The following is a 13,527-nucleotide window of genomic DNA, read 5'->3' on the forward strand; positions in this document are numbered from 1 at the left end:
AATCAATCGTTAGGGAACACAAGCCCAATCTGCTTCCGAATCTGATCCATGACCTGCATCGTAACATCGGAGCGTTCATACGTGTTCATGTCAGACTCCTTTTTGCCTTCATGAACCAGATTCACAAACTCCTCCACTTCATAATACATCGCCGGATGGTTTTGTTCGACTGTGAGCTGCTCCACCGTACCGTCATTGTAACGTATCTCTGCATGTTCCGGTGAACCAATCTTGTCAATGATAATGCTGCCCAGTTCCCCCATAATTTCGCTTGGTAGATGAGAATTGGAGATTTTGGAGTATGTAACAACCGCATCCATCCCATCATAATCCAGCAGCACACTGCCTTGTCCATCCACGCCCGATTCCAGCATCATCGCTTGGGATTGAACCCGCTTAGGTGCACCGAACAATGTAATCAATGGATAGAGACAATACACACCGAGATCCATTAACGCTCCATTAGCTAGTTCAGGCTTGAACGCGTTCAGGACAATCCCCTCTTTGTACTTGTCATAACGCGAAGAATACTGAGAGTATCCTGCTACGTATTTACGGACAGGGCCGATTTTGTGCAGGTTCTTCTGCACCATTTTGAACTGGGGAACAAGGGTAGATTTCATCGCTTCCATGAGCAGAACTTGATGTTCTCGTGCTGTATCAATCATGCTCCGAACTTCGGCGCTATTTGCAGCCAGAGGTTTCTCGCACAATACATGTTTACCGTTTCTCAGAAAAAGCTCAGCCTGCTCCGCATGAACCGTATTCGGTGTTGCAATGTAGACTGCGTCGATTACATCACTTGCCGCCATGTCTTCCAGATCGGTGAAACGGTGTTCAACCTCATATTTATCTGCAAATGCGTTAGCCTTATCTTCAGTTCTTGAATACACGGCGGTTAATTTGAATCCTTCAACCTGTGTTGCGGCTTCCAGAAGCCTTTCTGTAATCCAGTTGGTACCCACTACGCCAAAACGAACCATGCTTACCTACCTCTTTCATCTATAAATTTCATTTGAGTTCTATATGAGTTCAACTAAAGAATATTTACACTTACACTCCGATGACAGAATAACCTTCCGATCGCTGTTATCCCCAGATTTTTTTAAATTCCCTTCTTCAAAGGGAAAATCCGGGGATAGCGTATGCTTCCGAAGTAGCTTTCTTTCAGAAAGCTTTTAGGCGAACGCTTCGCTTCTTCACGTTATTTCTGTCCTCTCCGTTCTCGTGTAGAAAGTTTAGTTGGACCTATATAACCTGTATACCATCCTGTATATTGTAGCTCATATTTCGTTCAGATTGAAGGAAGGTACTTTATCCCAGATATTGATATCTTGCTTTTTAAGTTGAAACTTCGTCAATCCCTTCGAATCAAGGGTATAATTAGAGATGAGGTGATCACCGTGGAAAGTCCAGATCAAGATCGCATACTGCCCAAATCTATAGATGGAAAATACTGGCATGCCATCATCCACAACGATAATTCTTATGATGGAACGTTCTTTTACGGTGTGCAAACAACGGGTATCTTTTGCCGACCTTCCTGTAAATCCAGAGCACCCAAAGCTGAAAATGTGCTGATATTTCAACATGTTGAAGAAGCATTGGCACGAAAGTTCAGACCCTGCAAACGTTGTAAACCTACAGGCGAGCGGGTACCTGATCAGGAGTGGATATACGGGATCACGGATTACATCGAACATCATTACGCCGAACCTCTAACCTTGGATGTCCTTGCAACTGTAAGTCATGGCAGTCCTTATCATCTGCATCGTGTGTTCAAGCGGATTACAGGCCGCACACCGGTTCAATATATTCAGGATAAACGAATCACCGAAGCCCGGAAGTTGCTTGAACATACCGGACTTACCGTCACCGATATTGGCCGCCATGTCGGTATACCTAACTCAGCTTATTTCATTACTGTATTTCGCAAACACACAGGTCTCACACCTGTACACTACCGCGAAAGGCATGAGAACTTATGAAGACAAATCTTACTTACAAAGTACCAAAAACGTTACTCAACAAGGGGACAGGGTTCCTTAATGGCTATACACATACGCTGAATCCTTACACAGGCTGCGCCTTCGGTTGTTCCTATTGTTATGTCAGACAGATGCCTGTTTCCTTATTTCGCAAAGAGGATTGGGGGAGCTGGGTGGATGTGAAACAGGAGGCTTCTCGAGTGTTCGCCAAAGAATTGCAGCGTGCCTTACAGAAAGGGAAGGTCACTCTGTTCATGTCCTCCAGTACCGATCCGTATCAACCCGCCGAATACAAGGAGTGTATCACGCGTTCATTACTTGAAACGATGGTACAGCATCCACCCGATTTTGTATTAGTCCAAACCCGCAGTCCACTCGTTACCCGTGATATAGATCTGTTACAACAGTTAGGTGACCGGGTTCGGGTCAGCATGACGGTGGAAACGGATCTGGACGATATGCGCAAGCATTTCAGCCCTTCCGCTCCCCCAATTGCAGGCCGATTACGCGCATTGGAACAGTTGAGGGATGCCGGAATACCGACACAGGTTGCGATTGCTCCCGTATTACCCAGCAGTGAACAGTTTGCAGCCATCTTGAGACCTCTGGTTCAGCGTGTATGCATTGACGATTATTTCATGGGTGATGGCAGTGAGGGCAAGCGCACCCGTCGACTCGGCATGGAGTCGCTCTATCAAGAAGTGGGGATGGAGCACTGGTACCATCCAGATGTTTATCAGACTGTTGTTCAGCGGATGAAAAACGTTTTTTCCGAGGATGAGATCTGGATCAGTCAGGCGGGATTTGAGCCCTAAATGGCTATATACGTTGAACTAAAGAATATTTACACTGGTCACTCCGATGACAAAACAACCTTCTGATCGCTTTTATCCCCAGATTTTTTTGATTTAATAAAAAACAGCCCCTTTCCTTGTTCGAAGGAAAAGGGCTTTTCGTCATGATATAAAGCATAATGACTATCTTATTTATCCAATGTATACAATGGCAGATCCACAGGCAATGCAGCCGGGCGCTGACAAGAGCTTTTCATCTGGTAGAACGTCTGCTCATCTGATGAATCGTGGAATGCCCACATGGCCTCAAGTACGTGGTATGCCAGTTCCCCACTCGCACGGTGTGCACGTCCATTATGTGCTGCATAGGCCATATCTGCCACACCGATGCCGCGTGTATTTTCCTGATATCCTGGGAGAAGCGGAACTTCCGTCCATTCATGTTCACCCAGCAAGCGGTAACGAACAGGACCACCGAAAGTGTTGGGGTCAGGTACCTGCAATGTACCATGCGTGCCATATATCTCAATCGGTGGCAGCGCACTTCCGCCAAATACATCAAAGCTTGTAATCAGTGTGCCAATGGCTCCCTGTTCAAACTGTAACAGACCGGTAACGTGAGTAGGAATTTCGACGGAAACCGTCTGGCCCCTCTTTTTCTCACTCGTAATCGTCCGTTCTTCCATGGCTTTACCTGTCATACCTGCAATCGATTTGATCGGGCCCATCAGTTGGACCAATGCGGTAAGATAGTATGGACCCATGTCAAACATTGGCCCACCACCTGATGCGTAATAAAACTCCGGATCTGGATGCCAGTGCTCATGACCACGACTCATCATAAATGCGGTCGCCGCCACCGGCTTGCCGATTACCCCTTCTTCCACCAATTGAAGTGAAGTCTGGATGCCTGAACCAAAGAACGTTTCTGGTGCACAACCCACGAGCAGTCCCTTACGCTTCGCTGTTTCGAGCACGGCCTGCCCTTCTTCACGGGTAACAGCGAGCGGTTTTTCTACATAAACATGTTTGCCAGATTCAAGCGCCCGCAAGCATACATCCGCATGAACGGAAGGAATCGTCAGGTTGATGATCAACTCAATCTCGGGATCAGCCAAAATTTCGTCGACGCTGTATACGTTAGGCACGTTATAGGCTGCTGCCTGCTCCTCGGCACGTTTCCGGTCGAGATCCGCAACAGCAACAAGTTCCAGCACCTCGAACCGATGACAGTTTTCCATATAAATACCGCTGATTTTACCGCAGCCAATAATGCCTACTTTCATTGTTTTCATACCTGGGGCTCCCTTCGCCGTGGATCAGAAATGGTTTATCCATTGAGGATGAATGGTTAACACTGAAGTTACGTTTGCAATCTAACTACAATCTCATTAGTTCTGGTTGTCCGCCATACCTGTGTACACTTCTGTTGATGCACTTACTCGACTCTTGGCAAGCTCTTTGCCTGCTGCTGTCCATTTGAATCCACTGCGCATCATTTCAGTCACGGGTTTCATGTCTACAATGTCTGCATGGTGTCCCAGGGAGTTGTAGAATACCCGCCCTGCGCCCCAGCGTTTCGTCCAGACAACAGGCATATCTACAGGGCCATTCGCCGCATGCGGGCCAGCCACCACTGGGAAACGAGTTGTTGCCAGCACTTCCACTGCCGGGTCTACGTGCAGGTAGTACTGTTCACTTTTCACCTGAAAATCTTCAATATGATCCAATAACGGGCTAGAGCCACGCTTCATGTTTACCATGTACTCCACACCATCATTGCCTGGATGAGCAACCCATTGTCCACCCGTCATAAACTGCCAGTCTACGTTATTTCGGAAGGCATCACACATCCCGCCATGAAGACCAGCCAAGCCTACACCGCTCTGAACAGCCGCTGATACGTTATTGACCAGCTCCTGCTCAATCTGTCCCATTGTCCACAAAGGCACGATCAAATCCAGACCCAGAAGCTTCTCTGCATCCGCATAAGACTCCAACGTATTTGAGACTTCAACCTCAAACTGTTCTTCCTTCAAAATACGTTCAAAAATCGCTGCTACCTGCTCCGGTTCATGTCCATCCCAGCCGCCCCATACAATCAGTGCTTTACTCATCGTTTATTCACTCGCTTTCGCCTAGTTTAGTTGTGTTCAACCCTATTCCTGACGTCACTGCCTTGCTTGCTCACATCTCTTCAAGCGTCACCCAACGCCGTTCTGTTACCGAACGTTCTACCGCTTCCAGTACAGCCTGACAGGCGACCCCGTCGTGGAAACTCGGTGATGGTTGTCGTCCTTCAGAGATCGCTGTCACCAGCTCCAGCATTTCATGTGTGAACGTGTGCTCGAATCCAATCGTATGTCCGGCAGGCCACCAGGCTTCGGAATATTTGTGTGCCGGATCAGTCGCCAGTACACGACGGAATCCCTGTACGTCCTCTTCATCCTTTGTAAAATAGACTTCCAGTTCATTCATCCGTTCAAAATCAAATCGTACGCTACCCAGACTACCGTTAATCTCAAACGAGTTCGTACTGCGATGACCTGCTGCAAAACGTGTAGCCTCGAAGCTTCCTAGCGCACCTCCTGCGAATCGTGCCAAGAAAAGCGTGGCATCATCAACAGTTACTTCTCCCTTCGGTGCATCTGCATTGGAACTGCCCTTTGCACTTAGTCCGGTCATCTCAGATGCAAGCGGTCGCTCTTTGATAAAGGTTTCGCTCATGCCGATGACTTCCTGGAATTCACCAACAAGGAAACGAGCCAGATCGATTAAGTGCGCCCCCAGATCCCCATGGGAACCGGAGCCAGCCACTTCTTTTTGCAAACGCCATACCAGCGGGAACGAAGGGTCCATGATCCAGTCCTGCAAGAAAAAAGCACGGAAATGATAGATCTTACCCAGTCGTCCGCTCTCCACCAGATCCTTCGCTAATTGCACCGCTGGTGAGAAACGGTAGTTGAACCCAACCATATGTGCGACTCCAGCATCCTCTGCTGCCTGAAGCATCTCACGCGAATCCGCAAGTGACAGGGCCAGTGGTTTCTCACAAAACAGATGTTTGCCCTGACGAGCTGCTTCCAACGCAATTTCCTTATGGGCATCACTTGGCGCGTTAATATCAATCAGATCGATATCATCCCGCTTCACCAGTTCGCGCCAATCCGTTACACTTTCGGACCAACCGAACTGGCTCGCCGCCTCTTGAACTCCCTGCTCGTTACGTCCACAGATCACAGACATCTCAGGCTGCAGCGGAGCAGACGGGAAAAACATCGGCAGACTGCGATAGGCATTACTGTGAGCCTTCCCCATAAACTTGTATCCAACCATTCCGACACGAAGACGATTTGACATGGTCATTTCCTCCTTTGGAATAATAAAAAGTCTTTCTATAGGTGTACCAATAAACTATTGACGAATAGAAGAAGCACGGATGATCAGTTCGGTAGGCAACAACGCTCTCGCTGATTCGGTTACCGTTACAACAGAGTTATTCGCTTTATGTGTGTCACCCACAGACTCGTGCATAAGCTTCGAAGCTGCAAGTTCACCCATCTCAAAAAATGGAACCCTGACGCTGCTCAGCGGCGGAACCGCCATCTCGGCGGCATCGGAGTCGTCATAACCCACAAATGCCGGAAAATCCGCAGGCCCTATTCCCCGCTCACGCAAACCATGCATGACCCCAATTGCCATCCGGTCATTGGCCGCAAATACAGCATCAATCTCATGTAGGCGATCTGCTACAATCGCTGCCGCCTCAGTGCCGCTTCGTCTACTATAATTCCCCTCAAGCAATAGACTCGGGTCCAGCTCCATACCTGCTTCTTGCAGGCCAAGACAGACACCTTCCATTCGCTCCTGGCTGTTGGAATAGCTGTCCGGACCATTGAGAAAAGCGATTTTGCGATACCCCTGATCCGTAAGATGACGTATGGCAATCCTGCTTCCTTCCACATGATCCGCATCCACTTCCGTGAACGATTGCCCCTCAAAATGCTGATTCATGACACAAAATGGGTGTCCTTCCTGGTGAAGCTGCTGCATGGCCGCCAGTTCTTCAGGATCATCTCTGGCACCAAGGATAATGCAGGCATCCACTTTCTGACGCCGGAACAGATCTGTATAATTCATCACTTCACCGGGTGTTCGGAACATAACCAACAGGTCCATGCCATTGTCTCTGGCTTTGCTCCCAATCCCACTCAGCATTTCCGAGAAAAAATACGCCGAGAACAGATGCGCCTTCGGAACATAAGGTAATACCACGCCAAGATTCCCGCTTTTACTTCTGGCAAAACTGCGAGCAAGAGCGCTGGGCACATAGCCTAACTGTTCGGAAGCTTCAAGAACCTTGCGGCGTGTCTCTTCTTTAATAGGACCTACCCCATTCAGCACCCGGGAGACCGTCGCCTCGGAAACACCCGCAAGATCAGCCACTTCTTTACGAGATGCCATGAATTTCACCCCCTTTTATATAAGTTGGACTAAAGATTATTTACACTGACACTACGATGACAGAACAACCTTCCAATCGCTGTTATCCCCAGATTTTTCGATTCCTTTTTTCTAAAGGGGAAAATCCGGGGATAAAGGCGAACGCTTTGCTTTTTCAGGTTTTTTCTGTCCTCTCCGTTATCGTGCAAATGATTAGTTCAACATATATAGCTCATCATTAAATCATAAAATGGTTAAAAATCGATATTTATGTACGCGCGTACATTTTCTCATGCTATGTAACCGTTGTCAATGCTTTTAACATAAAAAATAATGAGGGTTTGGGTTAATCCAAGCCCTCATTATTATCTTGCCAGAGATGGTATTTTCATTGAATTCGAGCACCTGTAATCTTAGGGGTTCAAGTTACTTATCAAACACACTACAACAATTACGGTTGATCCTATTTGTTCAATTATATGGAGTACAGCTCACAACGTCGTTGTAACGCCAAGATCAACGGAGGATTGGCTGAACTCAGCCTGCTCCTTTGTTTTCGCATGACTCGGAATGCGATCCGAGGGTTCTGGCGTGGATTGGAGCTGTCTTACTTTGTGCAGTACTTCTTTGTTCGGCAGGAAGTGTTGGGAACGAATAAACCGAATTGTTTTGGTTTTGGCACGCATAACAATCGAATCCGTCTCGGCGCGATCATCCGCAAGATACCGTACCCCTCCCAAGATCTCACCTGGCGTCACACCTGTTGCGGCAAAAATAACATCCTCCGTGCCGATCATATCCTTCATCGTTAACACTTTGTAAGGATTATCAATTCCCATCTGCAAGCAGCGCTGGAATTCGTCTGCGTTGGCAGGCATCAGACGACCTTGAATCTCACCCCCAAGGCAAGATAGCGCTGCGGCAGCCAGCACACCTTCTGGCGCTCCTCCAGATCCGACATACAGATCAATGCCCGCCTCCGGGAATGCAGGTGCCATCGCACCAGCAACATCACCGTCACTGAGGAACTTAATTCTCACGCCAACCTTGCGTAGCGTCTTGATGGTGCTCTCATGTCGTACACGATCCAGAATCATCACAGTGAGGTCCGAGATGTTTTTGTTCAATGCGGCAGCGGCTTTCTCCAGTGTGACTTCAACCGGGTCTTCAATGCTGACCTTGCCTACAAGCGCAGGCCCTACCGCCAGTTTCTCCATATACATGTCCGGTGCATGGAGCAGGTTACCTTTTCCCGCCACTGCAATAACCGATAGAGCGTTGTTTAGTCCTTTGGCTACGATTTCTGTACCTTCGAGCGGGTCTACAGCCACGTCAACCTCAGGGCCCTCAGCGTTGCCCACTTCCTCGCCGATGTACAACATGGGTGCTTCATCCATTTCTCCTTCACCGATTACCACCGTGCCGCGAATGGACACGGAATCGAACATGGCGCGCATCGCCAAAGTAGCCGCTTCATCTGCACTGTTCTTGTCGCCTCGTCCCATCCAGGGTGCTGAAGCTAACGCAGCCAATTCTGTTACTCTGACAATTTCCAACGCCAGTTCGCGTTCCATTTTTCCCACTTCCTTTCCAATTTCCAAAAGCATAACGTGAAAGCGGTACTAAATCCATCGCAAATCCATATGAAATTGATCTATAAAAGGCGTCGTAGCGCCTTTCGAAAGATTTAAACCTTATTTATCCAATTAATATGTTGGTTGATTCCGCTCCTTTTTTGGGCTGGTTTTAAGCGTCCAATCCACCTGATTTCTTACTTAAATATTAATTTTATTTTCCATTTTCCGCTCTAAAACAAAATAATTCAACATGGTGGATTAACACGTCCGTTTCGTGCGTAAAAAGTTCTTTTAACATGAGGTATATACAACTTATATTGTGACTATTAAGAACATAACGCTAGCTAACAAATTCCGAACGAAAACGATTTTAGGCTGACTGTCCAAACGTAGAAATAAACTAATAAATTGTAATGATGATCCTTGGGATCAGCTTATTACCTTCACGATTATTGAGCTAATTTATACCGACAATGATGTATTAATCAGGCCTTTAACTTTTGTCAAAGCCATAGATGCAGCTTATGGAGGTCATCGAAAATAATAAGTTTACATAATATTTATTATGTAATAATTATCTTCAATTTCTTCATTTTATTATTCAACGGTTCTGGCGAAACATAAAAAAAGTCCGAAAGAATTCTGCTCAATAGCATTTTTCTCCCAAGCTTTTCCCTCGATGATCTAGTTATAGTATCGTTTTGGTCATTATCAAATCAATCTGTTCCTCATCTCCCATAACAAAGGCATGGGCTCCAGTCTGAACAAACCCCATCTTTTCATAAAATGCGATGGCATTTTCATTTTTCTCCCACACGCCTAACCAAATATTCGTCTTGTGATGTTCTGCTGCCATCTCAATGGCTTTATGGAGCAGTACCTTACCCAGGCCATGTTTTTGGAATTCTTTTTTGATGTATACCCGCTCGATCTCAAGGGATTCCTCCCCCATCTTCTCAGATTGAGCATCATTGATATTCACCTTCATATAGCCAGCAACTTGATTATCGACATAAATAAAAAGAAATTGTGAATCCGCCATGGAAAGTTCGCTTTCTAATTGTTCCCGATTAAACGCCTTTTCCAGATAAGCTTTCATATTTTCGGGTGAATTTTGCGCTTTAAACGTTTCATTAAACGTCTCATAACTAATCTCCTGCAGTTCACACACCTGTTCGATGGTACATATCCCTATACGAATCGTCATCTATAATCACATTCCTTTATCAAGTTAATCATTTGTTGCAAATGCAATAAAAAAGTATTACATTGAATTTAACTCAATTTTGTTGTATTTGCAACATAATATAAAAGAAGAGGTTGAATGAATTGAAATATGTTCTTTTTGTCACAGGTATTCTAATCTTAACGCTTGGTATTTCCCTTACCATTCAATCTGAACTGGGTACTTCACCGTTTGACGCACTGCTGGTAGGGTTGTCACAACATGTAGGCCTAAGTGTAGGGAGCTGGGAAGTCATCCTTGCTTTCCTGTTAATCGGATGCAATTCGCTGTTGAAGCAGCAAAAACCCGAGTTTCTGGGACTCGTCACCGCATTCATTACTGGTGTGGGGATTGATATATGGCTTTATGTATCTGATTTCTTGATTACACCCGAAGTTTACTACACCAAATTGATGACTTTTGTCATTGGTTTAGTGATCATCAGTATCGGTACTGCAATCTATTTACAGACTAATTTCGCACCCATTCCGATTGACCGCTTAACATTAATCCTGCATGAACTCACTCGAACTCCTTTATTTATATCAAGAACATTCATTTACCTTGTATTTTTGATTCTGGCCTTTCTGCTCAGTGGACCGATCGGGCTTGGAACGTTGCTAACCGTATGTTTTGCGGGTCTACTTCTTCAGTTCATCATGGGCCATACGAAAAAGACAATAGATCACATATTAAGAGACATGGATACATCGTCGAGCACTTAACATGAGAAAGAACATTCGATCTAATGAGTGTACACCGTCTACAAAATAAAAAGCTGGATCAGAGGTTTCAACCCTGATCCAGCTCACTAAACGTTCTTTCTACCTTTTACGGCTCAATTCCCCATACCAGCTGGCCGTTCACATAACCGGTAACCTTATCATGGTTTGCGAACTGACTACCGGATGCCTTGAACGAGTAATCGTTAGTCTGTGTGTAATTCGTCCAATTGTTCTTGGAAAAACGTGCTTGAATCTCTGCGCTCTGGCCCGCATTCAGTGATCCCGCCGCACTTGTAAAGCCCACTTCAAGATAATGATCCGCTTCGGCAACTGGAGTCGCCAGTTTAACGAAATTGCTCGTTACATTTGCACTGCCCATACTGGCCCAGTCGGACCAGAAACTCTGAGCTTCCTCCCCGTCAATAGTATAGTAATACCGGAGTTTTACATCACTTAACGGAATAGCCGAATTACCTGAGTTGACCAATTTGAACTTGGGTGAAATTCCGTTGGCAGATGCACTTGTATTGCCGTTAAAAGCTTGAATCGTCAAATCCCCCGCAGGTACAGTAACCGTGCTGTCTACTACATTCACTGTAAGTTCAGCGTTATTGCCTCCATTAAAGTGAAATGTTAATACGTTCTCGCCCAGCGGCAGTGCAGCAAGGTAGGATTGGTTCAGAACAACAGCAGAGCTGGATGCTGTATAGTTCTGACCCGCTACAAGCGTAGCATTCCCCTTTGTGATGCTTGTAAGCTGACGGCCATTTAAGGTGAGAGATACGGAAATATCCTGTGACGGAGTCGTCGCTTTATCAAATGTTGCATTCACAGGAGAAATCACAGCATTTGTACCCGGTGTTGAATCCACAATTTTGACTTTTAACACAGGGTCCTGACCTTGATTAAAATCCAGAACAATCGAATGCTCACCAACTGGCAGGGTTGCCAGATAAGTTTTTTTCAACAGTAATGTGCTTCCGTTCAAGGTATAGTCTGTCGTTGCGGTCAACGCATTGTTGCCTGCCCGGAGAGCAGTCAGCGTATGACCGTTTGCATTCACAGTTACGGTTTTATCGCTTTGATTGGGTGTGTATTTGTCAAATTCAACGTTTCCAGGTGTAATGGATGCACTGGGGTTGGGATTGTTAACCTTTAGATTTGGCAGCTCATCCAACGTAATGACATAATCACTTTGATAAAGCGTTTTCAATGTTGCCGGGTAATTAAAAGCAGAACTCATCAGATGCTCGCCATACCAAGGGCAGAAGTACAGCCATCCTGATTTCTCCTCTGTCAGATTTTTCACACTTGGGATCGTATCGTTCTCCGTCATGGCTACCATTTTCGTACCATTCGTCAACTCAACAAGCTTATAGAAAATCGAGGTAATTGCATCCTCATTCGGCACGCCAGACAAACCGTCATAACGGTTGTAGATCGTATTGTATTTGTCGTATCCCACCAGATCTACCTGATCATCTCCCGGATACCAGGCAGGAGAAGTGCTGTATACGTAGCTGTTGTAGGTCCAGATCAGATTATGCAAACCATACGTCTCGGTCAATTCAGTATATAGCAGATCCCATAGCTCTTTGTACACTTCTGCACCTGCCGAAGCCCACCAGAACCATGCCCCTTCCCCGTTCAGCCCGCCGTTGCCTTCTGCTTCATGATACGGACGGAAAAGCACTGGCACGTTGTTGTCCTGCAAAATTAGCAGTTGTTCTGCCAGATCCTCGATGGTCATCATCACGTATTGATACTCTTTGGTACCGGGAATTACCGCATTTGCTGTATTAAAATTCGTTTCTGTTGGCTTGTAGGTCGCCTCTTTCCAATCCACAAAGTCCCCAAGCTCATACGTATTGAAATTACGAGGTACATTGATATGCCAGGAAGCTGTTGCAATACCTTCACGGTTATTCACCCAATCAATCATACGATCGGTTGTACCGTCCTCCCAACCATACAACGGATTATAGTTCATCAGATCAAAGCCACGGATTGCAGGATACTTTCCGGTCAGATCATGAATCCACTCGAATTCAAGCTCTGTATCTCCGTCATTCCCTCCTCCATAGATCTCTTGCTGACCAGAAATAATGTTGTTTCCGTATACCTCCGTTAAATAATTCATCAAAATTTGAGTTTCCGGTGTAGCTTCAGGATCAGTGAGAACTGGTTGTACATTCAAAGGGTCCAAATCCGCATGATCCACTGTAAAAGTATCAAAATACGCGAAGCCCCAGCCAGCCTTCAGCTCAATCGTGTTGGCACCCTGATTCAACTTGTGAAAGCCAAAATCGAAGTCTGACCATGTTGTCGTGTACGGAAGCATATACGAACCTTTGGTAACACCGTTTACGATTAAATTTTGTGACCTTCCATCTGCACTGAGCTCCTGCATATATCGTGTGGAGATCGCGTACATGCCGGTTTCCGGGACAGTCACTGTGAAGGTTAATGTGCCAGAGTTCTGCATCCAGACAAATCCGGCCCCTGAGAATCCGGGCTTGGGTTGTCCATAGATTGAAGTAACCACTTGAAGATCTGGGGTGAGCTGCGCATCTTCGCTCTCGATGGTGAACAATGGTGTGTCTGCATGAACGGGCGCTGTCATTAATCCAATCAGTAGGGCCAATGCCAGCATCATTGCGGTTGCCTTTTTGAGCAAATTTTTCATCAATTCCATCTTCCTTCCCAAGTGAAATATGATAATGAAATGTCAATGAACCCATTCATGATGGCGCTTTCATTTTAAACATAGCATGC

At 46.1% G+C, this 13,527-nt stretch carries 11 protein-coding genes; 3 read left to right on the plus strand and 8 right to left on the minus strand.

Annotation, left to right across the window (positions count from 1 at the left end):
* Positions 1-2: 2 nt before the first annotated feature.
* A complete protein-coding gene (locus MKZ13_RS17475; RefSeq protein WP_339176990.1) occupies positions 3-983 on the minus strand; it encodes a Gfo/Idh/MocA family oxidoreductase in 981 nt (326 codons plus the stop codon).
* Between the two features lie 420 nt (positions 984-1,403).
* On the opposite strand from MKZ13_RS17475, the gene MKZ13_RS17480 reads away from it, so the two are divergent.
* Positions 1,404-1,988 (plus strand): bifunctional transcriptional activator/DNA repair enzyme AdaA, encoded by a 585-nt coding sequence (locus tag MKZ13_RS17480; protein ID WP_339176992.1) that lies wholly within the window; start codon positions 1,404-1,406, stop codon positions 1,986-1,988.
* Positions 1,985-2,803 carry a radical SAM protein gene (locus MKZ13_RS17485; protein ID WP_339176994.1) on the plus strand — a complete coding sequence of 273 codons (819 nt, stop codon included), beginning with the start codon at positions 1,985-1,987 and terminating at the stop codon, positions 2,801-2,803. Before MKZ13_RS17480 ends, MKZ13_RS17485 begins: the two co-directional genes overlap by 4 nt.
* 167 nt (positions 2,804-2,970) lie before the next feature.
* Here the strand turns inward: MKZ13_RS17485 and MKZ13_RS17490 are convergent, their stop codons facing one another.
* From MKZ13_RS17490 to MKZ13_RS17515, 6 genes are all read right to left on the minus strand, one after another.
* Positions 2,971-4,077: a Gfo/Idh/MocA family oxidoreductase gene (locus MKZ13_RS17490; protein ID WP_339176996.1), complete on the minus strand. Its 1,107-nt coding sequence runs from the start codon at positions 4,075-4,077 to the stop codon at positions 2,971-2,973.
* Positions 4,078-4,173: 96 nt separating this feature from the next.
* Positions 4,174-4,899: a ThuA domain-containing protein gene (locus tag MKZ13_RS17495; RefSeq protein ID WP_339176998.1), complete on the minus strand. Its 726-nt coding sequence runs from the start codon at positions 4,897-4,899 to the stop codon at positions 4,174-4,176.
* A 70-nt stretch (positions 4,900-4,969) separates the two neighbouring features.
* Complete coding sequence (locus MKZ13_RS17500) at positions 4,970-6,142, minus strand: Gfo/Idh/MocA family oxidoreductase (RefSeq protein ID WP_339176999.1); 1,173 nt, start codon at positions 6,140-6,142, stop codon at positions 4,970-4,972.
* Between the two features lie 54 nt (positions 6,143-6,196).
* Positions 6,197-7,246, minus strand: coding sequence for a LacI family DNA-binding transcriptional regulator (locus MKZ13_RS17505; protein ID WP_339177001.1), 1,050 nt, complete (start codon positions 7,244-7,246; stop codon positions 6,197-6,199).
* Between the two features lie 470 nt (positions 7,247-7,716).
* Entirely contained in the window at positions 7,717-8,799 is a 1,083-nt protein-coding gene (gene glpX, locus MKZ13_RS17510) for a class II fructose-bisphosphatase (RefSeq protein WP_339177002.1), read from the minus strand.
* A gap of 691 nt (positions 8,800-9,490) precedes the next feature.
* The gene (locus MKZ13_RS17515; RefSeq protein ID WP_339177004.1) at positions 9,491-10,009 is read right to left on the minus strand and encodes a GNAT family N-acetyltransferase; all 519 of its coding nucleotides are present in this window, start codon (positions 10,007-10,009) and stop codon (positions 9,491-9,493) included.
* A gap of 122 nt (positions 10,010-10,131) precedes the next feature.
* On the opposite strand from MKZ13_RS17515, the gene MKZ13_RS17520 reads away from it, so the two are divergent.
* Positions 10,132-10,752: a YitT family protein gene (locus tag MKZ13_RS17520; protein WP_339177006.1), complete on the plus strand. Its 621-nt coding sequence runs from the start codon at positions 10,132-10,134 to the stop codon at positions 10,750-10,752.
* Positions 10,753-10,858: 106 nt separating this feature from the next.
* Here the strand turns inward: MKZ13_RS17520 and MKZ13_RS17525 are convergent, their stop codons facing one another.
* Positions 10,859-13,438 carry a glycosyl hydrolase gene (locus MKZ13_RS17525; protein ID WP_339177007.1) on the minus strand — a complete coding sequence of 860 codons (2,580 nt, stop codon included), beginning with the start codon at positions 13,436-13,438 and terminating at the stop codon, positions 10,859-10,861.
* Positions 13,439-13,527: the final 89 nt, after the last annotated feature.

This window comes from Paenibacillus sp. FSL R5-0701, from assembly GCF_037973995.1.
Classification (GTDB): Bacteria; Bacillota; Bacilli; order Paenibacillales; family Paenibacillaceae; genus Paenibacillus.